Annotated in this window: 31 protein-coding genes and 1 pseudogene; 26 read left to right on the top strand and 6 right to left on the bottom strand. The window is 51.2% G+C overall.

From position 1 onward, the window contains the following. Positions 1-81 precede the first annotated feature (81 nt). From C2M35_RS03830 to C2M35_RS03815, 4 genes are all read left to right on the top strand, one after another. A complete protein-coding gene (locus tag C2M35_RS03830) occupies positions 82-474 on the top strand; it encodes a thiol-disulfide oxidoreductase DCC family protein (RefSeq protein WP_105264641.1) in 393 nt (130 codons plus the stop codon). After that, on the top strand, positions 467-1,165 hold the full coding sequence (locus C2M35_RS03825; RefSeq protein WP_105264640.1) for an SDR family NAD(P)-dependent oxidoreductase: 699 nt from the start codon (positions 467-469) through the stop codon (positions 1,163-1,165). Before C2M35_RS03830 ends, C2M35_RS03825 begins: the two co-directional genes overlap by 8 nt. A gap of 21 nt (positions 1,166-1,186) precedes the next feature. Beyond that, complete coding sequence (locus C2M35_RS03820; protein ID WP_105264639.1) at positions 1,187-1,822, top strand: flavin reductase family protein; 636 nt, start codon at positions 1,187-1,189, stop codon at positions 1,820-1,822. A gap of 81 nt (positions 1,823-1,903) precedes the next feature. Then, positions 1,904-2,305, top strand: a complete 402-nt coding sequence (locus C2M35_RS03815; RefSeq protein ID WP_233999526.1) for a cytochrome b562 — start codon at positions 1,904-1,906, stop codon at positions 2,303-2,305. A gap of 190 nt (positions 2,306-2,495) precedes the next feature. Here C2M35_RS03815 and C2M35_RS03810 read toward each other — a convergent pair whose 3' ends face one another. The 4 genes from C2M35_RS03810 to C2M35_RS03795 form a co-directional block, all read right to left on the bottom strand. After that, on the bottom strand, positions 2,496-3,167 hold the full coding sequence (locus tag C2M35_RS03810; RefSeq protein ID WP_199774384.1) for a glycine-rich domain-containing protein: 672 nt from the start codon (positions 3,165-3,167) through the stop codon (positions 2,496-2,498). A 79-nt stretch (positions 3,168-3,246) separates the two neighbouring features. Further along, positions 3,247-4,329 (bottom strand): substrate-binding domain-containing protein, encoded by a 1,083-nt coding sequence (locus C2M35_RS03805; RefSeq protein ID WP_105264638.1) that lies wholly within the window; start codon positions 4,327-4,329, stop codon positions 3,247-3,249. An 85-nt stretch (positions 4,330-4,414) separates the two neighbouring features. Then, on the bottom strand, positions 4,415-4,762 hold the full coding sequence (locus tag C2M35_RS03800) for a DUF6058 family natural product biosynthesis protein (RefSeq protein WP_105264637.1): 348 nt from the start codon (positions 4,760-4,762) through the stop codon (positions 4,415-4,417). Then, complete coding sequence (locus tag C2M35_RS03795; protein ID WP_158677906.1) at positions 4,734-5,051, bottom strand: hypothetical protein; 318 nt, start codon at positions 5,049-5,051, stop codon at positions 4,734-4,736. The genes C2M35_RS03800 and C2M35_RS03795 overlap by 29 nt, the downstream gene beginning before the upstream one ends. Before the next feature lie 183 nt (positions 5,052-5,234). Between C2M35_RS03795 and dapA the strand changes: the two genes are divergently transcribed. The 22 genes and pseudogenes from dapA to C2M35_RS03680 all read left to right on the top strand — a co-directional run bounded on the left by dapA (position 5,235) and on the right by C2M35_RS03680 (position 23,745). Beyond that, a complete protein-coding gene (gene dapA, locus C2M35_RS03790) occupies positions 5,235-6,152 on the top strand; it encodes a 4-hydroxy-tetrahydrodipicolinate synthase (RefSeq protein WP_105258744.1) in 918 nt (305 codons plus the stop codon). A gap of 116 nt (positions 6,153-6,268) precedes the next feature. After that, positions 6,269-6,978: pseudogene (locus C2M35_RS15940) on the top strand (beta-ketoacyl synthase chain length factor). Then, positions 6,971-7,756 (top strand): lysophospholipid acyltransferase family protein, encoded by a 786-nt coding sequence (locus tag C2M35_RS03775; RefSeq protein WP_199774383.1) that lies wholly within the window; start codon positions 6,971-6,973, stop codon positions 7,754-7,756. Before C2M35_RS15940 ends, C2M35_RS03775 begins: the two are co-directional and overlap by 8 nt. Continuing rightward, entirely contained in the window at positions 7,753-8,016 is a 264-nt protein-coding gene (locus C2M35_RS03770; RefSeq protein ID WP_105189045.1) for a phosphopantetheine-binding protein, read from the top strand. Before C2M35_RS03775 ends, C2M35_RS03770 begins: the two co-directional genes overlap by 4 nt. 14 nt (positions 8,017-8,030) lie before the next feature. Further along, complete coding sequence (locus C2M35_RS03765) at positions 8,031-8,276, top strand: acyl carrier protein (RefSeq protein WP_105201472.1); 246 nt, start codon at positions 8,031-8,033, stop codon at positions 8,274-8,276. A 2-nt stretch (positions 8,277-8,278) separates the two neighbouring features. Next, positions 8,279-8,848: a hypothetical protein gene (locus C2M35_RS03760; protein ID WP_105201471.1), complete on the top strand. Its 570-nt coding sequence runs from the start codon at positions 8,279-8,281 to the stop codon at positions 8,846-8,848. After that, a complete protein-coding gene (locus tag C2M35_RS03755; protein ID WP_105264633.1) occupies positions 8,841-10,184 on the top strand; it encodes an AMP-binding protein in 1,344 nt (447 codons plus the stop codon). The genes C2M35_RS03760 and C2M35_RS03755 overlap by 8 nt, the downstream gene beginning before the upstream one ends. Beyond that, positions 10,177-10,530: an ApeI family dehydratase gene (locus tag C2M35_RS03750; protein WP_105214201.1), complete on the top strand. Its 354-nt coding sequence runs from the start codon at positions 10,177-10,179 to the stop codon at positions 10,528-10,530. Before C2M35_RS03755 ends, C2M35_RS03750 begins: the two co-directional genes overlap by 8 nt. Before the next feature lie 3 nt (positions 10,531-10,533). Further along, the gene (locus tag C2M35_RS03745; RefSeq protein WP_105264632.1) at positions 10,534-11,274 is read left to right on the top strand and encodes a glycosyltransferase family 2 protein; all 741 of its coding nucleotides are present in this window, start codon (positions 10,534-10,536) and stop codon (positions 11,272-11,274) included. 10 nt (positions 11,275-11,284) lie between these two features. Further along, positions 11,285-12,232 (top strand): LpxL/LpxP family acyltransferase, encoded by a 948-nt coding sequence (locus C2M35_RS03740; protein WP_105214186.1) that lies wholly within the window; start codon positions 11,285-11,287, stop codon positions 12,230-12,232. A gap of 3 nt (positions 12,233-12,235) precedes the next feature. Continuing rightward, on the top strand, positions 12,236-13,780 hold the full coding sequence (locus C2M35_RS03735; RefSeq protein WP_105258741.1) for an HAL/PAL/TAL family ammonia-lyase: 1,545 nt from the start codon (positions 12,236-12,238) through the stop codon (positions 13,778-13,780). Beyond that, positions 13,773-14,198, top strand: coding sequence for an acyl-CoA thioesterase (locus C2M35_RS03730; RefSeq protein ID WP_105214182.1), 426 nt, complete (start codon positions 13,773-13,775; stop codon positions 14,196-14,198). Before C2M35_RS03735 ends, C2M35_RS03730 begins: the two co-directional genes overlap by 8 nt. Beyond that, positions 14,198-14,755, top strand: a complete 558-nt coding sequence (locus tag C2M35_RS03725; RefSeq protein ID WP_105214180.1) for a LolA family protein — start codon at positions 14,198-14,200, stop codon at positions 14,753-14,755. Before C2M35_RS03730 ends, C2M35_RS03725 begins: the two co-directional genes overlap by 1 nt. A gap of 2 nt (positions 14,756-14,757) precedes the next feature. Next, positions 14,758-17,019: a hypothetical protein gene (locus C2M35_RS03720; RefSeq protein WP_105264631.1), complete on the top strand. Its 2,262-nt coding sequence runs from the start codon at positions 14,758-14,760 to the stop codon at positions 17,017-17,019. Continuing rightward, positions 17,006-18,256 carry an NAD(P)/FAD-dependent oxidoreductase gene (locus C2M35_RS03715; RefSeq protein WP_105264630.1) on the top strand — a complete coding sequence of 417 codons (1,251 nt, stop codon included), beginning with the start codon at positions 17,006-17,008 and terminating at the stop codon, positions 18,254-18,256. Before C2M35_RS03720 ends, C2M35_RS03715 begins: the two co-directional genes overlap by 14 nt. After that, positions 18,256-18,825 (top strand): DUF3261 domain-containing protein, encoded by a 570-nt coding sequence (locus tag C2M35_RS03710; RefSeq protein ID WP_105264629.1) that lies wholly within the window; start codon positions 18,256-18,258, stop codon positions 18,823-18,825. The genes C2M35_RS03715 and C2M35_RS03710 overlap by 1 nt, the downstream gene beginning before the upstream one ends. Further along, entirely contained in the window at positions 18,822-20,042 is a 1,221-nt protein-coding gene (locus tag C2M35_RS03705) for a beta-ketoacyl-ACP synthase (RefSeq protein WP_105264628.1), read from the top strand. The genes C2M35_RS03710 and C2M35_RS03705 overlap by 4 nt, the downstream gene beginning before the upstream one ends. Next, positions 20,035-20,490, top strand: coding sequence for a hotdog family protein (locus C2M35_RS03700; RefSeq protein WP_105264627.1), 456 nt, complete (start codon positions 20,035-20,037; stop codon positions 20,488-20,490). Before C2M35_RS03705 ends, C2M35_RS03700 begins: the two co-directional genes overlap by 8 nt. Then, positions 20,487-21,212, top strand: coding sequence for a 3-ketoacyl-ACP reductase FabG2 (locus C2M35_RS03695; RefSeq protein WP_105264626.1), 726 nt, complete (start codon positions 20,487-20,489; stop codon positions 21,210-21,212). The genes C2M35_RS03700 and C2M35_RS03695 overlap by 4 nt, the downstream gene beginning before the upstream one ends. After that, positions 21,212-22,429, top strand: coding sequence for a beta-ketoacyl-ACP synthase (locus C2M35_RS03690; RefSeq protein ID WP_105201457.1), 1,218 nt, complete (start codon positions 21,212-21,214; stop codon positions 22,427-22,429). Before C2M35_RS03695 ends, C2M35_RS03690 begins: the two co-directional genes overlap by 1 nt. Before the next feature lie 3 nt (positions 22,430-22,432). Then, positions 22,433-23,314 (top strand): MipA/OmpV family protein, encoded by an 882-nt coding sequence (locus C2M35_RS03685; protein WP_234000016.1) that lies wholly within the window; start codon positions 22,433-22,435, stop codon positions 23,312-23,314. Between the two features lie 2 nt (positions 23,315-23,316). Next, a complete protein-coding gene (locus C2M35_RS03680; RefSeq protein ID WP_105201455.1) occupies positions 23,317-23,745 on the top strand; it encodes an excinuclease ABC subunit A in 429 nt (142 codons plus the stop codon). A 171-nt stretch (positions 23,746-23,916) separates the two neighbouring features. Here the strand turns inward: C2M35_RS03680 and C2M35_RS03675 are convergent, their stop codons facing one another. Together C2M35_RS03675 and C2M35_RS03670 are read right to left on the bottom strand one after the other, a co-directional pair. Further along, on the bottom strand, positions 23,917-25,296 hold the full coding sequence (locus C2M35_RS03675; protein ID WP_105264624.1) for a DUF2254 domain-containing protein: 1,380 nt from the start codon (positions 25,294-25,296) through the stop codon (positions 23,917-23,919). Positions 25,297-25,330: 34 nt separating this feature from the next. Further along, the gene (locus C2M35_RS03670) at positions 25,331-26,281 is read right to left on the bottom strand and encodes a Solitary outer membrane autotransporter beta-barrel domain (RefSeq protein ID WP_158677905.1); all 951 of its coding nucleotides are present in this window, start codon (positions 26,279-26,281) and stop codon (positions 25,331-25,333) included. Between the last annotated feature and the right edge of the window lie 17 nt (positions 26,282-26,298).

The following is a 26,298-nucleotide window of genomic DNA, read 5'->3' as shown; positions in this document are numbered from 1 at the left end:
AGCCCTTACCTCTGCGTTAGGGCTTTTTTATTGGGTGATCTTAAGGCGGCCTCTGTTCGTAATGCCAGACGGAGGAAATGTATGCTCACTTTATTTTATGACGGCAATTGTCCGCTGTGTGCCGCCGAGATCAGAAAATTAAAAGGGTACGCTCATAAGGGTGCCCTTGTACTTATCGATATTAATAACGATGAAGACCTTTCATCCTTCCCCATGCTTGATTATCACGCCGCCTTAAATACCTTGCATGCCCTTGATGACAAAGGGCAGATTTTACTGGGGTTGGATGCCAATGTCGCCGTGTGGCGGGCGGTTGGTAAGTACCCTTGGTTAAGGGTGTTGCGCTGGCCATTGATCCGTATTGTCGCAGACTGCTGCTATCGAATTTTTGCTAACAATCGCCACAGAATATCGCTCTGGCTATCGACTCGAGCTTGTAAAGAGCAGTGCGCAGTGGGTGAGCGACATGAGTAGAGCCCTGATAATTGGCGCCTCGAGTGTCATAGCCCAAGCTCTTATCGATGAGTTGGAGTTACACGGGACGCAGGTGCACAGCGTGAGCAGAGCCAGGCTCACGCGTGAGCGACACAGCTGTTTGGATTACAGTGAGCAGGCGATTGCCAACTGGTGCCTTGATGCCCAGCAACAGGGGTTGGCCTTTGAACACATTTATATTTGCAACGGCATGCTGCACGCAGAGGAGGTGCAGCCCGAAAAATCCCTAACTGCTTTTTCGCAGTCGGCCTTTTTCGAGGTGATGCAGTGCAACACAGTAGTCCCTATGTGGTGGCTGTCGAACCTAAGCAAGATTTTGGCGCCCGAAGCGCAATGCGTGGTCACCATTTTGAGTGCCCGCGTGGGCAGCATCACAGATAACCGTCTGGGGGGCTGGTATAGCTACCGCGCCTCAAAGGCGGCCTTAAATATGCTTACTAAAACCGCTGCTATTGAAATCCGGCGCACGCACAAGCAAAGCAAATTTTTGCTGTTTCATCCCGGTACCACGGACAGTGCGCTGTCCAAGCCTTTTCAAAAAAATGTGCCTGCGGGCAAGTTGTTCAGCCCTCATTTTGTCGCCCAGCGATTACGAGAATTGAGTAACGATTACGCCTTTCTTCCGCCCTGCGGCTTTTATGATTGGAATAGGCAAGCTATTGAGTTTTAAAGTTTATAGAGAATCTAATGTATGCAATTTAGTAAAGACGATCTCGACGCCATGCCCTCGCGCTATAGAGCGCACTTCGTAAACAGCCTGTCGGGGTATAAAAGTGCAAATCTGGTGGGCACCACAGATGGTCGGGGAAACCATAACTTAGCCATTGTCAGCTCGGTGGTGCACCTGGGGGCGCATCCTCCTTTGGTTGCCATGATCATGCGCCCGGATGTGGTGGAGCGCCATACCCTCAGTAATATAAGGGCCACGGGTTGGTATACCATCAACCAGGTGAACACTGGTTTTTGGCAGGCCGCGCATCAGACATCGGCCAAGTACGCTGTGCATGAAAGTGAATTTGATGCGGTGGGTTTAGAGCCTCAATTTATCGGTGAGTGTCCCGCTCCTTTCGTCAGCCAAAGCCAGTTGAAATATTCGGTGAAATTGGTTACCGAGCAGGTCATAGAACAAAATGGCACCCTGATCTTGATTGGCGCAATCGAACAGGGGGAGGTCAGTGACAACGCCTTGTGCAGCGACGGCCATATCGACCTTCACAGTATAGATACGGTGGCGATAACGGGATTAGACGGGTACCATGTTGGCAGCCGCCTTGGCCGTCTCAGTTACGCACAGCCCCATGTGTGGCCAAGCGCCCTGGATGACTAGTGTAAAGGGGATTGACAGCGCCCTTGTGTCGAGACTGTGCTGAGGTACAATGTCGGCAAGTTGAATTAAGAGGTTTCTCCCATGCGTTTAGTCTTATCCCTGTTTCTTGGTGTTTTTATTGGTCTGGCGTCAATGCAGACAACGGCTCAGCAGAGCGTTGATCTCGAAGCCGTGATGAAGAAAATGGGCCACAGCTTTAAACAAGCGGTTAAAGCCGAAGATCAAGGGCAAATGCTTATGGCCTTGGACGAGCTAGAGACCTTGGTAGAGCAAGCCAAGCAGGCTCGCTTTAACAAAGAGCCGGAAAAGTCTCAGTTGGGGTTGGACAAGGTACTGGAGCAGATTGCACTGGCTCGTACCTTGGCGCAGAACAACGAATTGGCGCAAGCGAGCGTGGCCCTAAAAAGCATTGACTCACTGCGCAAAGAATACCATGAGCTTCATGAGCCACCGGGCTTATGGCAATTATTGTTTGGTCAATAATATTTATACCAATTCACTTAAATAGCTAATCACCCTAGCGGGCTAAATGTCGTGCTCACCGCGTTGGAATTTTTCTTATGTAGAATAACTACATAAGAAAAATTCCGCCTTGTTATCACATCATTTATCCAGCGCTATATCTGATCACATACTTAACAGATTTGGTATTAGTTTCTCACTGGTTGCGGTGTTAATCGCCGCCGCCACAGCCTCCACCGCAGCTTGAGTCACCGCCGAAACTATCGCTCGAGCTCGACGTTGAACCGCTGTCACCTGCACATCCCGATGAACAACCTATATGGGCGGCACAATAGCCATCGCCATACAGGGGCGACTTTTTATTCTTGCAATCTAAGGCGTAGACAAAGCCATCTTTAATTTTAAGCTGGCTATCGAGAGCGAACAGTAGGGGCAACTGCGTGGGTGCCGCAGCGGGTAAGTTGCTTTTGGCGCAGGCCAGACGCCAAGCGCGCCTGATACCATCCTGGGCGACCACCTTGGTTCTCATGGCCTCGCTTGGGGTATGGTGCAAAAAGCGCCCGAGTGCCTTTTTACAAAACTGCTGATAGTTGCGGGTAAAGAGGATAAATTCATGCCAGGCCACGTCGACCACCTGCGAGGGCATGGCTACCATTTTATTGCCTGCTTGATGACAGATATAAAAGTAATCCCTTAGCCCTTGCAATACCAGCTCTACGTCCTTGTCATTGAGATGGGGGTAAGCGTGCTTTACTTTGGCGGCTATCGCCGGGGCAAACTGATATCGCTCTATATACACTCGCTGTGCTTGCTTTTTGCGGCGCTGGTATAAATAGACGCTCAGACCTAAAACGATCAGCGCCGTGATGGATGTCATTAACATTTGCTGTCCCTGCCCATGGGTTATTCTTTTTATTATTCAGCTAACTACGGGTTGCCCTTGGAAGCAAGTTGTTTTTTGGCTAACAGCCTTTTTGTATACACAGAGCCAGGTTTTGCAAGGTAAAGGGCCAGGGCTCTTGGTGTAAGCTACTAAAGCGCTTAAAGTTAATATTGCCCAGGGTGCGTTCTTGTATGGCCTTGATCAGTATTTGATATTGCTCGGAATCGGGCTCAAATATGGCGAAGTTACTGCTAGAGATAAAGGTATCGCCCTGATGATGGGCATCGTGCAACATGATCAAGGCCGCAGCCCCCAATAACACATGGCCACCGACGGAAACATCAAGGTGTTCATCGGTGTCCATCTTATCCCAATTGATACCGCCGACGACCGGTAGCTGCGCCGAGTTTACACTCGCAGCAGCTCTAAGAGCCCCCCCTGCAATAGGGTCGTTGGCTGCCCAAATCATATTGATATTCTTGATATGACTAAGCACGCGAATACTTTTGCGATAGCCTTGCTCTGCGGACCAATTTGCCACTTCATGGTATACCAGGTTTACTTCCGGGTGCTGGCGTAAAAACAATTCCAGGCCACGCTGGCGGCTGAGTGCCGAATCGGTAGTGTGATCGCCATACAGTGCCAGCATATTGAGTTTGGCACCTTCACCAAAACGCTCAATGGCGCGCTCAAACAGACCGCGGGCCAGCTTATAACCGGCCTCGAAATGATTGGGCAGAATATAGCCGAACAGCCAATCTGGTTTAGTGGTGAGAATGTGCTCCTGCGGAGCATTATAAATAAATAACAGTGGCTTATCTAATTCAGCATCGGCCTTGATCAGTTTGGTTATGGCTTTTTTCTCGTCAACCACTATGACATAGTCGGCATTGCTTCTGAGCGCGTCGTTCAGTTGCGACTTCATTAAAATATGATTGCGATTGGCATAGGTGACCGACAATTTAATATCGAGATCCTCGGCCACAGCTTCCATCGCCAGGGCCACGTTACGCCAAAACAGGCCGGTCGAATTATCGAACTGGTGACCGGGGTTCACAAAGCGTACCTTAAGCGGCTGGGCATCGGGATCGGCTTGAGCTCCCGCACTGATAAGTAGCAAGCTGAGGGTGAACGAAACGAGTAAAAAGCGGAAAATCGTCATTATTTCAACATATAACTGATATAGACCCTAGTGTATGTGGCGTGCGTGCATCAGTAAAGGAAGGGTCGACAATTTCCGCTTTAGTTTAGCGTTTTAACGATAAATCATACTTGAGCACCAGGGCATCCAGGTATTTGGCGCGCAGCGAATGCTTGTATTCATGGCCAGGCGGTTCAATAATCGCTTTGGAAAATTGTTTCATAATTGGGTGTAATTGCTGCCTTTGATCGGCACTTAAGGCGGTGACCGTCATCCCTTCGGTTAGGGTGTCTATGCTGTAGCGCAATGCATCCATATGGATAATTTCTTCAATCTGCCCTTGTCGGGTTTGGGTACCGAATTGGCCGCTTAAAAATTGCTGCCACAGGTGGGTGAGTCGCTCGTCAATATCTTCCAGGTAGTCATCAACCAGGTAGAGCCCCTCGTTTTGCAAAGAGTAAAGGCGCCTGCATCGCCCGCTGGGCAAAGAGGTTAAAGGCTACACTGGCCGACTCTATGTTTGCCTTGGCAATTTGCCGCCCCCAGTCCTGCATAGCGATAGGGTAGTACAGCCAAAATACCTGACAGTCATAAATCCCCTGTACCGAGTGGCATTGAATGGTGTTTTCCAAGCTATAGCTGGCCTGAGGAAAAATGCACAGATGCTGCCAGTGCTCAAGTTGCTCACGGTCGACACCCAGGTGTTGGCAAAGCTGATCTTCCCGGTAGAAAAATTGTTCCAAATAATCCAAAAGATGCATAGGTAAATTTATAACTGGATATTTATACAGTTATCTTGATTCAAACCCGATTAAGTTGCAAGCCTTAAAATGGAGAAATTATTACGCAAAGGTGTCGTTCCTCTCGGCATAGACGTTTGAATATGATTAAATTAGTAAAAATAGTTAGTGAGAGAAGCCAATAGCATGGGAACTATGGAGCAATTAAGACAGGCACGGGTGATTACAGCGATAAAGACCCCGTATAACGACGATGGCGAAATTTGCCTGGAAACCTTTGATGCTTTGGTGGAGCGCCAGATTGCCGCCGGTGTCGATGGTATCGTTGTTGGCGGTACTACCGGCGAAGGGCAACTGATGAACTGGGAAGAGCATTTAATGCTGATTGCTCACAGCGTCGCCACCTTCGCCGAACGTATCTTGATCATAGGTAACACCGGCAGCAACAACACCCGTGAAGCTATTAAAGCCACTAAATACGGTTTTGCTACAGGTATGCATGCCGCCTTGCAGATCAATCCTTACTATGGCCGTACCTCTGTGCTGGGCTTACAAGCTCATTTTAATGCCGTACTCGATATCGGCCCTGCTTTTATCTATAACGTTCCGGGGCGCACAGGTCAGGATCTCACCCCTGACTTTATCGGCTCATTGGCCCAGCACAAAAACTTCATCGGTATGAAAGAGTGCCAGGGCAACGAGCGCATTGCCGCCTATGAAAGCCAAGGTATCGCCTGTTGGTCAGGTAATGATGATGAAGCCCATGATGCGGTGCATCAGCACGGTGCCCATGGTGTGATCTCGGTGGCCACTAACCTGATCCCCGAGCTGTTTTGTGACTTGCTGAAATCACCTCAACCTGAGCTCAATGCCGAGCTTACGCCGCTGATGAATTGGCTGTTTTGTGAACCTAACCCCATTGCCATTAACACGGCGTTGGCGATGACAGGCGCGGTAAAACCTGTGCTGCGTTTACCCTATGTGCCATTAACACAAAAACAACAAGAACAGGGTGTTGAACTTATGTCCAAATTGGATGAAAAGTACCTGGTTGGTGAGCAAACAGCGGCTATCATCGCTGAAAATGCGTTTAAATTGTACTAAGTTAGCCAAGCAGTAACATTTTAAGACTTAACAGCCGGTTAATTGTACCGGCTTTTTTGCTATTTTTTTTACAATCCATTACTATTTGCGCCTTATGAATAAACGGACTTTTGGCGATGAAGTGTGCTGTCGAAAAGTTGGCCGTATATGCGGCGCAGCCAGACTTAACAGAAAATATTGAGCTCAATAAACTCTTAGATGCATTGGCGTCAGAATTTATTGCGCTTGATGTCAGTTGGGTCAAGCCCATTCAACGTCGCCGTTTAAGCGCTTTTGCCAAGATGATCCTCAGTTGTGCCCATAAGGTAAACCCTGATGCTCAGCCGCTGCCGATTATTTTCTCATCCCGCCATGGTGATCTGCATAAAACGTCGGACTTGCTGGCACACTTCAAGCGCATGAACCCTTATCACCTACTCAGTTTGGCTTATCGGTACATAACGCCGTAGCCGGACTCTTATCGATTCTGACCAATAACAAGGCGCCCATTGTCGCCTTGGCCGGCGGCAACAACAGCATTAACAGCGCCCTGTGTGAGGCCTATATTCAGCTGCAAGACCCAGAGGTTGAGCGGGTGATGGTGATCCATGCCGATCAAACCTTGCCCGAGCTGTATCAGGAGTTTGCCGATGAGCCGCAAGTGGATCATTGCCTTGCCTTGGTGCTGAGCACAAACTCTGAGGCCCTAAATAATGGTGCTGCTGTACGCCTTGAACAAGGCGATGGAACAACCAAGCCTACAGTGGCTGCAGCGCTGAGTTTAGCGCTGGCCCTGCACGAGCAAAAAAGCATTGAGCTTAGTGGATGGCGGTTGCACTATGATTAGCAAGCTCAACTACTGTTGGCGCGTGCTTGGCACGGGTTTTTGTTTTGCTCTCTTTGGTCTCGGTGGTATGATCTTAAGCCTGACCATCCTGCCTTTGCAGCGGTTAATTTACCGGCAAACCGAGGTGCGTCAGCGCAAGGCGCGAAAGCTGGTGCATTACACTTTTCGTTTTTTTGTGGCTGTGATGGATACCTTGGGGGTGATAGGTTTTCATGTTCACAACCGCGATGCCTTTAAAAACTTACGCGGGCAGCTGATCCTTGCCAATCATCCGAGTTTAATTGATGTGGTGGTGCTGATTGCCTCTGTGCCAAGGGCCGATTGCGTGGTTAAGGCGCATTTGTTTAAAAACCCCTTTATGCGCGGCGTTATTCAAAGCACCGGCTATATCAGTAATGATGATCCCGAAGGCTTGCTGGTGGATTGTTGTCGCTCGTTAGCCGCGGGCAATAATTTGATTATTTTCCCCGAGGGAACGCGCTCTGACAAAGGCTCACTGCAAAAATTTAAACGCGGGGCTGCCAATATCGCTTTGCGCTGTGGTTTGCCTTCGGGCTCGGTGATCACCTCGGTGCTGATCACCATGAAGCCCAGCACCCTGACCAAGGGCACGCCCTGGTATAAGGTGGCACCGAAGAAAGCGCATTTTTCGATGCATATTGCCGCCGAGCAACCGCAGCCCTGGCAGGGCCATGAGCATGAACCCATGAGCATGCAATCGCGGGGCTTGACCAAACACTTAGAAACTTATTTTCATAATCAAGTAGCGAATTTATGAGTGATTTAAAACTAGAACTAAAACAACTAATTATTACCAGCTTAGATCTGGAAGACATCGAAGTAGCAGACATAGACGACAGTGAGCCCTTGTTCATTGACGGCCTTGGCCTAGATAGTATCGATGCGCTGGAATTGGGTCTGGCCATTAAAAAGGCATTCGATGTAAAAATCGACGCTAACTCAGAACAAACGAAGGCTCACTTTGCATCTATCAATGCATTGGCTGAGTTTATTGAACAATCGCGCAACAACGCTTAATAGTGGAATAGAAGATGAAAACTGCTGCTGAAATTTACGACGTATTACGTGGCATTTTAGAGAATGACTTTGAAATCGACGCCGACGACATCAGTATGGATGCCAACCTATACGAAGAGCTGGACTTAGACAGTATCGACGCCGTTGATTTGGTTGTGAAACTAAGAGAAATCACCGGTAAGAAAATCGAGCCGGAAGCCTTTAAACAGGTGCGTACCGTAGCGGACGTAGTAAAAGAAGTAGAACAACTCGTTAATTAATCATGCTTAAAGGCATAGTGAATGCACTGATCTCCTTGTGCCTTTTGGCTTATCCTGTCTTGGTTTACCTGGGCTTAAGCCGGGGGTATGAGCAACAGGTAGCCTGGCTGTTGGCGGCCTTATTAACAGGGCGCGTGCTGTTGGCGCTGCGCCACAAGGCTATTGGCAACTGGCTATTACCTATCTCCGCCGTTGGCTTGCTGCTGGTGTTGATGGCGCTAATGCGCGGCTCATCCCTGTGGCTGCAACTCTACCCGATTATGGTGAACCTGATTATGGCCATCACCTTTGCCCTAAGTTTGCTGCAAAAGCAGAGCATGGTGGAGCGTTTTGCCCGCTTGCAGGAGCCACAATTGAGTGAGCAAGGCGTACGCTATACCCGTAAGGTGACCATGATCTGGTGTGCCTTTTTTGTCCTCAATGGTATCGCCGCCACCTACACGGTCTGGCTTGGTGATGTGGCTTTGTGGACCTGGTATAACGGCTTTATCGCCTATGTGCTTATCGGCCTTTTGGCCGCCAGCGAGTGGACTTATAGGCTGTGGTTAAAAAGGCAGGGCAAGCTTGTATAACTTAAAAAACCTCCTCGGTGAGCACATGGCCAGCCGTGACGGCTGTGCTTTTAGCAGCGCACAATTTCTTGCTTTAGTCGAGAGTTTTTATCGCCGTTATGCGTCTCTTGAAGCCGGCTCCTCGGTGTTGCTGTATCACAGCGATAGCATAGAGTTTGCAGCGCGTTTGCTGGCATTGGCGCAATTGCCGCTGGATATTGTTTTACCTCCTAACGCTCAGCCACAAACCTTGTGTGATTTGCAAAAGATCACCAGTTTCTATGCCGGTGAGTTGGAGGCGGATAGCCCGCCTGGCTTTACCTGTGTGGACGCCTTTGCCCCAGATTCTTCATTGGCGTGCGATTTACACTGGCCCGGTAGCGCTCAGGGCTCCGGCAGCCTGGTGTTTTTCACTTCGGGCTCTAGCGGTCCTGCCAAGGCCATTTATAAATCTTGGGATGCCATTAACTGTGAACTAGAAACCCTGGAGCAGACCTTTATCTGCGCCGAGTCTAAGCCCGAACATCTGTCCTTTGTGGCCATGGTGTCGCACCAGCATATTTATGGGCTGTTATTTAAACTGCTGTGGCCGCTGCGTTTTGGGCACTTCTTCGAAGCCAGCAGTTACCAATACCCAGAGCATTTAGCCAAGCGACTTGGCGATCATCGGCGTTGGCTGGTGGTGGCCTCGCCAGCTCAGCTATCCCGGCTTGTGGATGACAATGTTCTGGTGCCGAAGCGTGCACAGATAGAGCGCATATTTTCCTCCGGTGGACCCTTGGCGGACTCAGATGCCATTACCTTGGCGGAGCAGTTACATCAAGGCGTAGTGCAGGTTTATGGCAGCACGGAAACCGGCGGCATAGGCTATCGCAGTGTGCTTTCGACGACGGCAACGCCCTGGCAGCCTTTTGCTGGCATCAGTCTAAGCACAGACGAGGGCCGCTTGGCGCTGCAATCCCCCTTGATAGACGAGCCAATCCGGCTGTTGGATGACAAGGGCCAGGTATTGAGTGATGGCCGATTTTTGTTACTCGGGCGCGCCGATAGAACCGTGAAGGTAGCGGAAAAAAGGGTCGACCTGGTTGGTATGGAAGCGCGTTTGCGCCAGCACCCTCTGGTGCGCGCCTGTGCGCTGCTGCAACTCTCTTCGGGGCGTTTAGGTGCCTTGGTGGCACTTAGCAATGCAGGTGAATCGCAGGCTTCCAGCAGGGAAATCACCGTGCAGTTAAAGGCCTGGCTGGGGCAGGAATTTGAAGCCGTGTGTGTACCGCGTAAATGGCGTTATTTTGAGCAGCTCCCCTACAACAGTCAGGGCAAGCTGATTTATTCGCAATTGGAGCAATATTTTGTCTGATCTAGTGATAACCGAGCCGCAGATCCGCGCCATTGAACAAACGGACGACCAGGTTGCGCTGACCTTGTATTTACAACCCGAGCTCGATTATTTTCGTGGCCACTTTCCGGGTGCGCCTATCCTTGCCGGTGTCGTGCAACTTGATTGGGCGGTGCAATACGCTCGTCAATATCTGGGCATGATCGGGGAGATAGCCGATATCGAGGTATTGAAGTTTCAGGTGGTGATGACCCCAGAACTGGAAGTGACGCTGCAATTGGCCAAGAAAAATAACGAAAAGGTGCTCTTTAGTTATCATTCTGAAAAGGGTCAGCATGCCAGTGGCCGCCTGGTCTTTGCGAGCTAAGCCATGAACTTGTGTATCGTCATTCCTAACTACAACCATACCCATGCCATTGATCAGGTGCTGGCGCAATTAAGTGGTGCCGGTTACAAGATAGTCATGGTCGATGATGGCAGTCATGCCGAGGCGCAAAAATACTTCGACGAGCTGGCGCAGCAATACAGTGATTTGACCCTACTACGCCATCAAATCAATCAGGGCAAGGGCGGAGCGGTGCAAACCGGTCTGCGCTGGGCATATGAAAACGGTTACAGCCATGCCCTGCAGGTGGATGCCGATGGCCAACATTGCCTAGCGGATATGAACCGACTGGTAGAATGTTCCCGGGAAAATCCAGAGGCCATTATCAGTGGTCGTCCCCAGTATGACGACTCGGTCCCCAAACACAGATATTTAAGTCGCTATATCACCCATTTTTGGGTCTGGGTAGAAACCCTGAGCCTGTCCATTAAAGACTCCATGTGCGGCTTTCGCGTATATCCACTGGCACCTTGTATGGCGCTATTTGCACGCTGCGAGCTGGGTAAACGCATGGATTTTGATATTGAGATCATGGTGCGCATGTATTGGCGCGGTACGCCTTCGCGTTTTGTTGACACCCAAGTGATTTACCCAGAAGACGGGGTGTCGCATTTTCAGCCGCTGGCCGATAACCTTAAGATCAGCTGGCTGCACACCCGCTTGTTTTTCGGCATGTTGGTACGCCTGCCTAAATTGCTATGGCGTAAGCTCAGTGGTCAAAGGTAAGCGGCACGATATGAGCGAACAACATTGGTCAAAAACCAAAGAGCGTGGCAGCTATCTTGGCATGCAGTTTTTACTTGGTGTGTATAAGCTCTTTGGCCGCCGGGTGCTCTGGCTGTTTATGTTTGTGGTGGTGTTTTATTTTTATGTCAGCGGCAGAAAAGCACGCCGTGCGTCCCTTGATTATTGGCGCCGTCTCCACACGTTTGACTCCAGTCAACCTAAGCCTAGTTTTGGCACTGGGTTAAAACATTTTTGTACCTTTGCCGACAGCGCCTTTGATAAGATTGATGCCTGGCTTGGGCGTATTACGCCAGCGCAATTGCGTTATCAGAATCAACATCTGTTTGATGACTTGGTGGCCCGCCGCCAAGGCGCCATTTTTATCGGCTCGCACTTGGGCAACCTGGAAGTATGCCGGGCCTTGGGCATGCGTCATCAAAACTGTGTGATCAATGTACTTGTGTTTACCGAGCACGCGGTGGAATTTAATCGCACCTTGGGGCGCATTAACCCCAATGTCAGCGTCAACCTTATTCAGGTCAGCGATATGGGCCCGGATCTGGCGATTTTACTTAAAAGCAAGGTCGAGCAGGGTGAGTTTGTAGTGATTGTCGGCGATCGCACCAGCACCAGTGCGGTTGGGCGGGTGCACTATGCGTCCTTCCTTGGCGAGCCGGCGCCTTTTGCGCAGGGGCCCTTTATTCTTGCGGCGCTACTGGAGTGCCCAATATACTGGCTATTCTGTACCCGAAGTGGTGATGGCTTTGACGTCCATTTCAGTCATTACAGCGAGGCCTTATCCTTGCCGCGTAAAACCCGGCAGCAGGCCCTGGCTCAGGTAATAGATGATTACGCCCAAGAGTTGCAGCGCGTGACGCTGCAATGCCCTTATCAATGGTTCAATTTTTACGATTTTTGGCAACGCGATGAAGACAGCGTGCGCCACAAGGAGAAGTAGTTCGTGTCTAGTATTCAATCCATCGAGTTTGGCGCTGCGCCGCTGCGTATAGAAGATATCGTTGCTTTTGCCCGCACTGATACGTTAGCACACATTAGTAATGACCAAGCCTTGGCGCGCAAAATAGACTCGGCGGTGGCCTTTTTAGATGAACTGCTCGAAAAAGAAGGGGTGATTTACGGCGTCACTACCGGTTACGGCGACTCTGTGACCGTAGGCATCCCCCTTGAGCTGGTGCAAGAGCTGCCTTTGCATCTCACCCGTTTTCACGGCTGTGGCATGGGCGCTCACTTTACTCATGCCGAGTCGCGCGCCATTTTGGCAACCCGATTAACCTCCCTGACTCAGGGCTATTCCGGGGTGAGTTGGGAACTGCTGTATTTGCTTCGCGATATGCTCAACCATAAAATCCTGCCCTTGATCCCGCAAGAGGGCTCGGTGGGCGCCAGTGGCGACCTCACGCCGCTTTCTTATGTGGCCGGTGCATTAGTAGGCGAGCGCGATGTGTATTTTCAAGGCGAGGTGATGGCCGCCAAAGACGCCTTTGCCAAGGTAGGGCTGAAACCCATCACATTGCGCCCCAAAGAAGGCTTGGCGATTATGAATGGTACGGCGGTGATGACAGCCATTGCCTGTTTGGCCTTTGACCGCGCCAATTACCTGCATAAGCTGGCGACGCGTATCACCGCATTAAGCTCCTTGGCGCTCAAGGGCAACAGTCATCATTTCGATGAAATCTTATTCTCGGTGAAACCGCACAGCGGTCAGCAGCAGGTAGCGGCCTGGATCCGCGATGACCTGAATCATCATAGTCATCCTCGCAATGCCGAGCGTTTGCAGGACCGTTATTCGATTCGCTGCGCGCCCCATGTCATTGGTGTGTTGGCGGACTCCTTGCCTTGGTTGCGTCAGTTTATCGAGAACGAGCTGAACTCCGCCAATGACAACCCCATTATCGATGGGCAGGGCGAGCATGTGTTGCATGGTGGTCATTTCTATGGCGGCCATATCGCCATGGCCATGGACAGCATGAAAACTGCGGTGGCGAATCTGGCCGACTTGGCCGACAGACAAATCGCCTCCTTGGTGGACACCAAGTACAACAATGGCCTGCCGAGCAACTTGAGCGATGCCCATGACGAGCGCAAGTACATCAACCACGGCTTTAAAGCGGTGCAGATCGGTGCTTCCTCCTTTACCGCCGAAGCCCTGAAACTGACCATGCCCGCCAGCGTATTTTCGCGCTCCACCGAATGCCATAACCAGGACAAGGTGAGCATGGGTACCATAGCCGCTCGCGATTGTATGCGGGTGCTGCAACTAACCGAGCAGGTGCTGGCCTGTACCCTGTTGGCGGCGGTACAAGGACTGCGTATTCGTATTGCTCGTGGTGAGGTGGATGAGCAGGGTTTAAGCACAAATATTCGTGCCATGTATAGCGATGTTTGTCGCTATTTTGATAACCTGACTGAGGACAGACCACTGGAGCAGACCCTGCGCACCACGGTGGATTACATAGTGCAGCAACGTTGGGACCTGTATGAATAATAAAAATGCCTTGCTGGTTAGCTCAGTTGAAATAGAGATCCCGTTTCACGATTGCGATCCCATGAATATCGTTTGGCATGGTAACTATGCCCGCTACCTGGAGGTGGCGCGTTGTGAGTTGTTACGCCAATTCGATTATGATTATTTGCAAATGCTTGAGTCGGGCTATGCCTGGCCCATTGTTGATATGCGCATAAAATACATAGACTCGGCGCTGTTCACCCAGCGTATACGTGTCGAGGCTTACCTTAAAGAATATGAGCAACGCTTAAAAATCGACTATGTGATCTTCGATGCCGCCAGTAATAAGCGCCTGACCAAGGCCTATACGGTGCAGGTAGCGGTTGCGCAAGACAGCGGTGAAATGCAATATGTGTCACCGCCGATTTTAATGCAGAAACTGGCCAAGGTACTGTAATGAAAAAGCTTTTAGTCAGTCTATGGCTTACGCTTATGTGTGTGGCAAGCGCAGCTGCAAATGAGCCTAAGGTCCAAAGTGAGCAGGGCAATTTTAGCCAGGCGAAAACCTTTGCCGGTTTTAACCAGCCCTTTATCAGCAAGGGTGAATTTACCCTAAGCAGTGAGCAGCTGTTATGGCATACCCTGACGCCCATCGATTCCTTGCTGAAAATCGATGGTGATGGTGTGTTTGAGCGCCAAGCGGATGGTCAATTTCGCCGTCAAGGCCAGAGCGGACCTTACAGCAGTTTGTTGCAAGCCTTATTAGCCCAAGATCAGGCGCAGTTGGCGCAGTTCTTTACCAGCAGCGAGGCCCAGCCACCGGCATCTTTGTTAGAGAGCGCCTATTCATGTCAGCAACTCACGCCCATCACACAAGAGCTCAAAGGTCTGTTTAGCCACTTTATCAGTTGCCTAGATAGCCAAGAGCGGGTACGTTTTATTGGCTTGTATGAGCACAGCGGCACGGCCACTGAAATCAGCCTTAACTTTGAGCCCGGTCTAAGCCAAGAGTAGCTATGAAACATTGGGTTAGCCGTGCCTTGGTCCTGACTTTTATGCCTCTGCTGCTGGTAGCAGGCATCGCCTTGCTGTGGCAGCTCAAACCCATTGCCATTAAAAGCGATATGCTGGCCTTGTTGACACCCGTTTCAAATGAGCAAAGCCCAGGCAAGCAGGCTCAAGACTTTTATCGAGCCCAGCAACAGCTGCTTGGTGAGCAGCAACAGCGTCTGGTTTTTTCGCTGCAAGGTGCAAACAGTGAGCAAGCTTATCTAGAGTTGGCTCAGGGTTTGGCGCACGCTGGCCTTAAGGTGCAAGAGCAGCAGCCGCAGTTAACGCAAATTATCGACTTTTATGCGCCTTATCGCGGCGCTCTGATGAGCCTTGAATATGCTCAGGCCATTGCCGACCCCGCGCAATTTAATCACTACTTTCAGCGCCAGTTGGCGCAAACTGCCTCGCCCTGGTTAAGCCAGAGCCTGAGCCGGGATACGTCCTTGGCCACCTACAGCTTTGTCAGTGCCCTCAGTGGCGAGCAAGCCCTGACCCTGGTGGATGGTAAATTACAAGGTCGGGATGAGCAGGGTGAGCCGGTGTGGATTTTGCTGGCGCAAACGCATGAAAGTGTAAGCAGCATCAGTGCCACAGAGCGTACCGCCGCGGCCATAGATGAGCTTTTAGACCAGTTACAACTAAGCTATCCCCGGGTGCAAGTGCGTCATTCCGGTTTACTGTTTCATAATGCCGAAAATGCCACTCAGGCAAAATGGGAAATGAACCGCTTTGGTATTGCCAGCGTTGTCTTGTTGTCTCTTTTTGTATTCTTGTCCTTGCGCGGTGCCTGGCCCTTGTGGGTGAGTATGCTGACGGTGAGTACCGCCATACTCAGTGGTCTTTTGGCGCTGTTATTACTGCGCCAGGAGATCCATCTACTGACCCTGGTCTTTGCCACCACCTTGATTGGGGTCGCCATAGACTATGCGTTTCATGCCTTAGCGGACAAAGCCGCGCAGCAAGGCCGATATTCCCGTGCCCTTAAACGTGGCCTGCTGTTGGCGCTGTGTTCAACCGCCATCGGCTATTTGTGTTTTCTTAGCGCGCCCTTGGTCTTGCTGCAAGATGTAGCCATCTTTGTGGTCGCCGGCTTAGTAGGTGCCTGGGTGTTTACCCGCTTCTGTCTGGCTCCTGTGGCCATGACCTTGAGCTTTCGTGCTTCTGTAGTATCGGGTGCCGAGCTTGGCCTTAAGTGGCAAAGCCAGGCTAGATGCCACAGTGGCAAGGTTTACCTGGTCCTGGCGCTGCTGTGCGTGCTACTGAGCTGGTGGCGTATGCCTGCCAGTAATGACTCCATCGCCAGCTTTAATGCCAGCAGTGCCGAGTTGATGGATACCCAAGTTAAGCATCAGATGTATTTACAAGGCTCCGAGCCGATACAGCGCTTAATCCTTAAGGGCGAGGATGTGCAGCAGCTGCTGAGGCGCGAAGAGCAAGTTAGCGCCTGGTTGGAAGAGCAAGGTGCTCGGGCACAAGGCCTTAGCCGTGCCTTGCCCAGTCTGACTCGTCAGCAGGAGAATGCAGCGGCCTATAATAAGGCGGTGGCAAGCGGCGTATTTACGCCATTGCAAGCCTTTAGCGGCCAAGCCATTGCACCGACGAGCGCAGCGCTATTGGATTATGATGCCTTTGTCAGCGGCCCCCTGAATGAAGCCTTTAGCGATGTGGTGCACCTTGATGGCGCTGTCTATTCCCTGCTCAATGTCAGCTCCGTCAGTGCAGCACAATTACAGATCCTAGGTACCCATTACGATTATGTGGCGATTGTCGATGTGCCGGGGCAGCTCAGTGCCATGTTGGCGCATTTTCATCGTGGAATTCACCTTGCCTTATTATTGGCGGCAGTGGCCATTATATTGATTTTCGTATTTAGCTTTGGCTGGCGTCATGGCCTTAAAATGGCGGCTTGGTTGGCTTTGGCCACGGCGCTGATCGTCAGTGTGATTGCCCAGTTCAGCGCCATATCCGTGTTTCATACCCTGGGGCTTATTCTGGTGTTGGCACTGGCAGTGGATTACTTTATTTTCTATCGTCAGGGCGGCCACAGTGCCCATACCCTGGTGGCAATTAGCCTGTCGGCACTGTCGTCGCTGGCGGTCTTTGCCATGCTGATTTTTTCCAAAACGCCTGCGATAAGCCAATTTGGTGGTGCCGTATTACTGGGGCTGCTGGTGGTTTACTTTTTGGCACCTTTAAGTATCGAGAATAATAATGACAAACAATGATTGTACAGTGGATGTAGTAGTGATAGGTGCGGGCCCATCAGGCGCCCTGGCCAGTGCCTTGTTACAGCAATTGGGTTGGCAGGTAAAGGTCTTGGAAGGGCAGCATTTTCCGCGATTTTCCATAGGTGAGAGCCTGTTACCTCAGTGTATGCACTTTCTCGCCGAGGCCGGCATGGACAAGGTGGTGGACGAGCATGCCGAAACTCAGGCATTTCAGTTTAAAAATGGCGCTGCCTTTCACTACCGTGGTACAGACACCCAAATCGACTTTACCGATAAATTTAGCCCGGGTCGCGGCACCACCTATCAAGTAAAGCGTGCCAATTTCGACAAGCTGCTTGCCGATGCCGCCGCCGCCAAGGGCGTGGATATCTGTTACGGCCATAGAGTGCAGACGATCACCGAGCAAGAGGATGGCATGCTGTTGACGGTAACTCAGGGCGAGGAGCAATACCAGCTGCATAGCCGCTTTGTCCTTGATGCCAGTGGTTTTGGTCGGGTGTTGCCGCGTTTATTGGATTTGGATAAGCCCTCAAGCTTACCATCGCGCAGCGCCTATTTTTGCCATGTTAAAGACGGCATTACTGCCAGTCGTTTTGACCGCAATAAAATTCTGATCAGTGTGCATCCCGAGCACAGGGATATCTGGTATTGGTTGATCCCCTTTGCCGATGGTACTGCAAGCCTGGGCGTGGTGGGTGAGCCTCATCATTTTGATACTTCCATCAGTAATGAGGACAACCTCTGGGCCAAGGTGAAGGCCGAGCCAAATCTGGCCGACTTGCTGGCTGATGCGCAAGCCGTTAACCCGGTGCAAACCCTGGGCGGCTATTCCGCCGATGTATCCAGCCTATACGGCAAACACTATGCCTTGCTGGGCAATGCCGGAGAGTTTTTAGACCCGGTATTTTCATCCGGGGTGACCATAGCGCTAAAATCCGCCTCCCTAGTGGCCCCGGTGGTCGATGCGCATTTGCGCGGTGAGCAGGCGGACTTTGAAGGCGAGTTTTCTACCCCGCTTAAACGCGGAGTTGAGTGCTTTAAAACCTTTGTTAATGCCTGGTATGACACCCGCTTTCAGGACGTGATTTTCTATCCCGAGCAAAGCGATGAAGTGCGCCGTATGATCAGCGCTATCCTCGCCGGTTATGCCTGGGATGCGAACAACCCTTATGTAGTGCAAAGCGAGCGCCGATTAGATGTGTTGGCACAATTGTGCCAAATGGAGCCCTGTTAATGCGCTGCTTATGTCTGCTGCTCCTTTTAGTGCTTAGCGGTTGCGCCAGTTACAGCCCCGTGGAGCCGGAGGTAAAGGATAAAGCCGTGATGTTCAGTGCCGAGGTTGGCTTAGCACTGAGCGCGCCGCCTTCTGAGCTGCTTAACAGTCAGTGGCAAAAGCGTATGTTTGTTACCAAGGCACAAACTCAGCAGGCTCTGCTGAGTCAATTGGCCATCAATGGCGAAGGCGAGCTGCGTTTAGCCTTGATGAGCGCCGCCGGTTTACCCGTTTTTACCTTGAGCTACAACGCCGAGCAAGGCGTGGCGGCCCAGCACTTTATTGCTGCCGAGGATTTGGATCCAAGTTATATCCTGGCCGATATTCAACTGGTACATTGGCCTGTGGCCCAATTAAATAAACATTTAAAAGGGGCGCACTTGATAGAATATCGCCAAGGCGGCGAACTTATCCGCGAGCTGCGCCAAAATGATACCAGCTTGCTGGATATACGTTATGGCGGCGAGGTGATCATATTGAACAATAAAATTCATCACTACGAGATCCGCTTTGAAGAGGTGAAGCCATGAGGGCATGGTTAAATGATTTAGGCATAGTCAGCGCCTTGGGCACGGATAAGGCGCAGCATTTACAGGCGCTATCCAACCAGGAGTTAGCCGGCGGTGCTATCACTCCCCTAACTCAGGGCAGTGGTTTACATTACGGTGACCAAACGGATCAGCAAGACCCTTATGTGGGCCTGGTGCAGGCAATTCCTTTAACTGCCAAGCAGCGCAATAACCGCCTTATAGACCTTGCGTTGCAGCAATTGGCACCGACCCTGGCGCGCATGCGCGAGCGCTATAGTCCGGCGCGCATTGCCGTGGTTGTCGGTACCAGCACCGCCGATATTTACGACGGTGAGCGGGCCCGCAAGCATAAAGCACAAACCGGCAACTGGCCCGAGGATTACCATTATGATCAGCAGGCTCTTGACGCCCCCGCCGCCTATATCAAGGAAAAGCTAGGTTTAGAAGGTATTGCCTACAGTATTTCCACGGCCTGCAGCTCCAGCGCCAAGGCTTTGAGCAGTGCCAAGGGTTTATTGGCCACCGGTTTAGCCGATGCGGTGATCTGCGGTGGCGCCGACAGCTTGTGTCAGCTTACCATTAATGGCTTTAGTGCCCTGGCGTCGACCAGCAGCGGCCTGTGCCAGCCTTTTGGTGGTGAACGTGATGGCATTAATATAGGTGATGGAGCAGCGCTCTTTGTAATGAGCCGCGAGCGCGATTTGGGCGAGAGTTCTTGTGCCCTACTAGGTAGCGGTGCCAGCTCGGATGCGCACCATATGTCAGCGCCCGAGCCTAGCGGCAGCGGTGCTCTTGCGGCCATGCGTCAGGCTTTGGCACAAGCCAAGCTAAGCCCAGCCGAGATAGATTATGTTAATGCCCATGGCACGGCGACGCCGAAAAATGATGAAATGGAAGCCAAGGCCATCGCCGAGTTGTTTACCGACGCTGTGCCTGTAAGCTCGACCAAGCACTTAACCGGGCACACCTTGGGCGCTGCCGGCGCCATAGAAGCGGGCTTGTGCTGGCTGCTTATCGAACAACAGCGTTTAGGGGCGCAGGCACCGCCATCGGTAACACCTTTGCCTTGGCACAGTGGTTATGCGCTGGATGCCGACTTGGCACCAATCCATGTATTACAACAACCAATAATGAAAATTCCAACAATCTGTATGAGTAATTCTTTTGCCTTTGGTGGCAATAATGCCAGTTTAATTATCGGAGCAGTCGATGCGTGAGATAAGCATGACGGAACTTATCGCTCATCGCCCGCCCATGGTGTTGATCGACTCTCTCGTTGCGTTTGACGACGACAGTGCCCATTGTCAGGTGCGCATCCGTGAAAATAGCCCCTTTTATGATGCCCAGATGGGTGCGGTGCCAAGTTATATCGGCAGCGAATATATGGCGCAGGCCATTGCCGCCTATGCCGGCGCCCATGACCTGGATCAGAGTCGGGAAATTAAAATTGGTTTTCTTCTCGGCAGTCGTAAAATTCGCTGTCATAAACCGCGCTTTGACAAGGGCATCTTGTTGGATATTCTGGTCGAAAAGGTGATCCAGGACGAGTCTGGCTTAAGTGTATTTGCTTGTCGTATTGAAGATCAGGGTAATTGTTTGGTCGAAGCCAAAATTAATGTTTTCCAACCCGCCGATCCAATGAAATTTATTAAGGAAAATCAATGAACAGACGTATTTTAGTGACCGGCTCTAGCCGTGGGATCGGTAAGGCCGTGGCGCTGCAATTGGCAGAGCAAGGTTTTGATATTGCGCTGCATTGCCGCTCGCAGGTGGCCTTGGCCGAGCAGGTAGCCGAGCAAATTAGCGCCTTAGGTCGAGCGGTTAATATTCTTGTTTTTGATGTCACCGACCGAGCCCAGGCCAAGCAAGAGCTGGAAGCGGATATCGCTGCCAACGGCGCCTATTATGGCGTGGTGTGTAATGCAGGCGTTACCCGAGACACTGCCTTTCCGGCGATGACAGACGAGGAATGGGATACTGTGATAAGCACAGGCCTTGATGGATTTTATAATGTCGTACGCCCTGTGGTTATGCCCATGGTCAGTGCCCGCAAGGGGGGGCGTATTATTACTTTGGCTTCCGTGTCGGGTATCGCCGGAAACCGTGGCCAGGTAAACTACAGTGCCGCCAAGGCCGGAATTATAGGTGCTACAAAGGCGTTATCGCTGGAGCTGGCCAAGCGTAAAATCACGGTAAACTGTGTGGCGCCAGGTTTGATTGAAACCGAGATGACCGCCGAACTCGATACCAAGATGCTGCTTGAACATGTGCCGATGCGACGCATGGGCAGTGTCGATGAAGTGGCTGCAACCGTGGCCTTCTTGGCCTCGGATCAGGCGGGTTACATTACCCGTCAGGTTATTTCCGTCAATGGTGGATTAGTATAATGAAACGTGTGGTGATTACGGGCATGTCCTGTATTACGGCCTTAGGTGATGATTGGTCGAGCTTCCGTACAGCCCTTGAGCGTGGCGAAAATGCCGTGCAAACCATGGGGCAGTGGGATGATATCAGCGATCTCAATACCAAGTTGGCGGCGCCTGTCACCCATTTTGAGCGCCCAAGCCATTATAAACGCAAAATGGTGCGTTCCATGGGCCGTGTGGCCCTAATGGCCACAGTGGCCACCGAACGTGCCTTGCAACAGGCCGAGCTGCTGGGGCATCCGGCGTTGACCAATGGTGATACCGGTATTGCCTATGGCTCATCTACCGGCTCAACACCACCGCTCATTGCCTTTGCCGATATGATGAAGTCGGGACAGATGAGTGGCGTGACTGCCACCAGCTATATTCAGATGATGGCGCACACGGCGCCGGTGAATATCGGTGTATTTTTCGGTCTTAAGGGCCGGGTGATCACCACCAGCTCCGCTTGTACCTCGGGCTCTCAGGGCATAGGCTATGCCTATGAAGCCATTAAGTACGGCCGCCAAAAGCTGATGGTGGCCGGGGGTGCCGAAGAGCTGTGCGTTACCGAGGCGGCGGTGTTCGACACCCTGTACGCCACCAGTTGCAACAACGATAACCCTAAGGCAACGCCGCGTCCTTTCGACAGTAAACGGGACGGTTTGGTCATAGGCGAGGGGGCCGGGACTCTGATCTTAGAAGAATATGAGCACGCCAAGGCGCGCGGTGCCACCATATTGGCGGAAATCGTCGGCTTTGGCTGTAATTCTGACGGTCAGCATGTCACCCAGCCCACCAGTGAGACCATGCAGGTGGCCATTGAAATGGCGCTGCAAGACGCCGAGCTTAGTGCCGATCAGATAGGTTATGTTAACGCTCATGGCACCTCCACGGATCGCGGTGATATCGCCGAATCTCATGCCACCTTTAATGCCCTGGGCGCCAAGCCCATCAGCTCGTTAAAGAGCTACCTCGGCCATACCTTGGGAGCCTGTGGCGCCATTGAAGCCTGGGCCAGTATCGAGATGATGCGTGATGGCTGGTTTGCGCCCACCATCAACCTAGACTCGGTGGACGAGCAATGCGCGCCGCTTGATTACTTAACACAAGGCACAGAACTAGATTGTGATTACGTGATGAGTAATAACTTTGCCTTCGGCGGTATTAATACCTCTTTGATCTTTAAGCGAGTTTAAGCCATGCGCAAGGGATTGATGGTTTATGTGCTGCTTTTGCTATGCTCGTTGACCCCCGCGTTTGCCGAGGGGGTTAATGAGGACAGTGTTCAAAACGTCGAAGACAAGGCAGGGAAAGACGCAATTAAAAGCAGCCGTGAGCTGGAATTGGGCGTGGGAATTTTTACCACCTCCTTACCTCATTATCTCGGCTCGAGTGAGCATAACAAGTATACCGTGCCCTTGCCCTATGTGCGTTATCGCAGTGAACGCATGAGTGTCGACCGCAACAGCGCTGTGGGCTATTTGTGGCAAAGTGATAACTGGCACCTGGATGTGTCAGCGACCGCCAGTTTGGCGGTGGACAGCAAGGACAATCAAGCCCGCTCGGGTATGGACGACTTGGACTGGGTATTTGAATTAGGTCCAGCCTTGGATTATTATTTTGCCGGACAGCCACGTAGTGATAACTACCTGAAAAGCGGTTTGTTTGTGCGTAAGGCGTTGGCTACTGATTTTACCTCCATTGATGATATCGGCTTTCGTATGGGCCCTTATATGCAATGGCAGCAATTACTTTGGCAAGAGGCTGAGCAAACGGTGAGCATCACCGCCCGCGGTGCAGTTAACTATGCCAGCAGCCAGTATGTTGATTATTTTTACGGCGTAGGTGAGCACCAAAGCACGGTGCAGCGCCAAGCATATAAGCCGCAATCCGGCTACAGCGGCAGCGAGTTGTCCGTGGGTGTCAATTACGACAGCAAGCGCTGGTGGCTTGGTGGCTTTGTAAAGTATTACCGCATCAAGGATGCGGTGTGGCGCGACAGCCCCTTGGTTGAGCGACATCATAATCTTGCCTTTGGCATCGGCCTGGCATGGAAGTTTTATAACGTAGAGGGAAATTAACGATGAAAAAATCAGTATTTTTAGCACTGGGATTGGCACTAACGGCCAATACGGCCATGGCTCGTGACGATATAGGCCAATACAATATCGCCGAATTGCTGGAAACTACTAAGGCTAAAAATGCCCTGCTTGATGTGCCGCTGTATTTCGGTAATCAGGCTTATGGCGAGGTGCAGGAAACCTACGGCGAGGTGACCACTAACCAAAAGACCAATGCTTTTAATAAGTCCGACAAGGAAGCCTGTCAATGGGTGATGCTGAGCGCCCTAAAGGCCTTGCAGGAGCGCGCCAAGCGTGAGGGTATGAATGCGGTGGTGAATATCCAGTCTTATTATAAAAAGCGTGAATTTGTCAGTGAAACCGAGTTCGAATGTGGCGCCGGCTTCTTAATGGCGGGCGTTTCCCTAAAAGGCACACTGGTTAAACGCTAAGTATTGGTTAAAGGCTAAGTACTGAAGGCTGCCAGTTCCTATTCTGAACAAGGCAGCTTTTTCATTTTCCAGTTATCACACGTGCGCTCGCAACTCTTAACTGTCACGCTCGTAACTCTGAGCAGCAGCCCATGCGTCTCCCCTGAAACAGCAGTCTGCCTGGGGCGAAGCTTAGTTGTGCAAGGTAACTCTGGGCTCGGCGTCTTTGTCGCTTAGGCTGAAATGAATATCGTCGCCACGCTTGTTGGCGACCTCATTCATACGGGTAAGCATGCGATTAATGCGCTCGCGCTCATAGGGGTTGTCAATACAGTGCTCGGCGTCATAAACCGTGGCCTGCACATAACGATACAGCGCCTGGGTATATTCTCGGTTGTGCTCACAAACAAACAGAATATTCTTTAACGCCTCAATCAGGTTGACCAGTACAGTAGTGTCATTACAGCCATAGTGGCGGATGGGGTCGAAATTCTCTTCCAGCAGGGATGCCAGACTGGGCTCATAAAACCAGAGCAAAGGCGACTGTTGCTGTTCGGTATTGAGTAGGGTGTAGTTATGATCCGCCACATGCAGGCGGGCAATGGTCAGTATGCTAAGCATGTCTATGGCTTTGACCGCTGTGCCTGGGTCGTTAATGCCTGGGCTGAGCGCCTTAATGGCAATTTCGGCAATTTGCCGCAGACCATAACTGTAATGATCACCTATGTATTCCTCGATATAAAATACGCTGCATTTATGAATTTGCTCGCAGAGCTCTTCATCGGCGCTAATATCTCTGTCGAGCGCCAGATAGGGAAAGCCTTCAACACAGAAAAACCCCGGCTCCACCTCGGTCACCATACGCAGCTCATGTTGTGCTAACAGTTTACACAGTTGATGGGTATGCACACCCTTAAAGTAGCCGGCGCGAGGGCTTTTGAGTCGATACCAATCACAATAATCCGGCACCGCGGCGGCAATTCTCGGATCTTGGTAGGCGATCAGGTTTTGCAGTTGCTTATTGGTTTGCGCAAACAGGGTATTCAGTACGCTGTCGACCTGGATGGAGCGTGAAATGGAATGGATAAAGAATACAAAGAGCACCAGATTGTAAATACCTATGGCCAAAGCGAAAAAAGTGCCTAAAGCCGGAGTTTGCAAGGTCTCCCCCTCGGTGTGGATATTCATCAAGGTAAGCAGGGTAAAGACTATGCTGCCCAGATACATGCCGAGCACATACTGGTGCGCCTTGATGGAGATAAGCCCGGGCAACACCCGTGGCGACAAGGTAGCGGCGGCATTGTTTAACACCACCATAACCATGGAAAAGCTAAACACGGTGAGCGAGATCAGGCCGCCGGCGAGGATACCGAGCAGGGTTTTGGCGGTATCAACATCGGTAACAAAGAGCACCGGCCAGGCCTGCTTTATGCGCATTACCCAGCTTTGGTATTCTATATTAGCCAGTACCATGGCGAACAACATAAAGAGGGTAATAATAATCGCAGGGTAGAAGCCAATGCTGCTGACAATGGCGCGGTATTGATCTGCTATTTTCCGGGGCGTGCGCATAAGTACCTCATTATTCTATGTTATTGTCAGCGAGCTACTCGTTAAAATACAGCACAATGCTGCCCCCTTCGAGGACGCTGCCATGATGATAGTTTAGGCCAATGCCGATATTTTCCAACCAGGAAGACCAGGTGCTGGTATCGAGTAATACACCTACGCCATATTCATAAAAATGATTCGTAGCAAAGGAGCTGGCGCTGTCTCCCCCTAGGTCGACGCGATGGGCCTTAATATAGATGGCCTGAGTAAACTGGCCTATATGCGCGGTATCGAAACGCGCCTTAATGCCATTTTGATAACGCCAGCCTTCCGGCCTTATTTTACCCAAGGCTGAAGGCTCCACCAGTGTGGTGCCGTAGTAATAACTATAACTGGTTTTATATTCATAGTAGCCCCAATGGCGAGGTAGGCGATACATCATCTCTACATGCGGGCTGGCAACAAGGGCGTTGGCACTAATGTTAACTACGCTGCCATCGAGGGCTGGCGCCAATACCTGCCTGCTGAGCTGAGAGTTATAGTCGTAGTCGTTGTAATAACGAAAACCCTGCAGACGAGCGCCAAAACCGAACCACCATTTAGAGCTGATTGGCCGCTCAAATATCCAGTTGGCGCCAAACCCATAGATGCTTTCTTCGAAGCTATCGGCGCGCTCTTGGTTAAAAAGATTTAGGCTGTTTTTTTGGTCTATGTAGCTGCCTTGCAGATGCAACTCACTGTTATATTGACTGAATATTTCCGGGCTGGTGGTTTTGATACCAAACGGCACGTTAAACACATTGAGGTCTTGGCGTAATTCGTTGCCGCTTTGCGAGTCGTCATCAAACAGTGCCGCCGGACTACTGAAATGACCATAACCCAGGCTTACTGACTCGCCATTGGTGAGCACCATGGCCGTGGCGAAGTTTTGCTCCAACAGCTTTGCTGCGCCGGCGATGCTGTAACAGGGCAGGCAAATCAGGGTTATAAGGAAGAAAATACGCACAGTTATCTTAATAACCA

Origin of the sequence: Pseudoalteromonas sp. T1lg76 (genome assembly GCF_002964725.1) — a bacterium.
Classification (GTDB): Bacteria; Pseudomonadota; Gammaproteobacteria; order Enterobacterales; family Alteromonadaceae; genus Pseudoalteromonas.
This window is presented reverse-complemented; position numbering and strand designations above follow the sequence as displayed.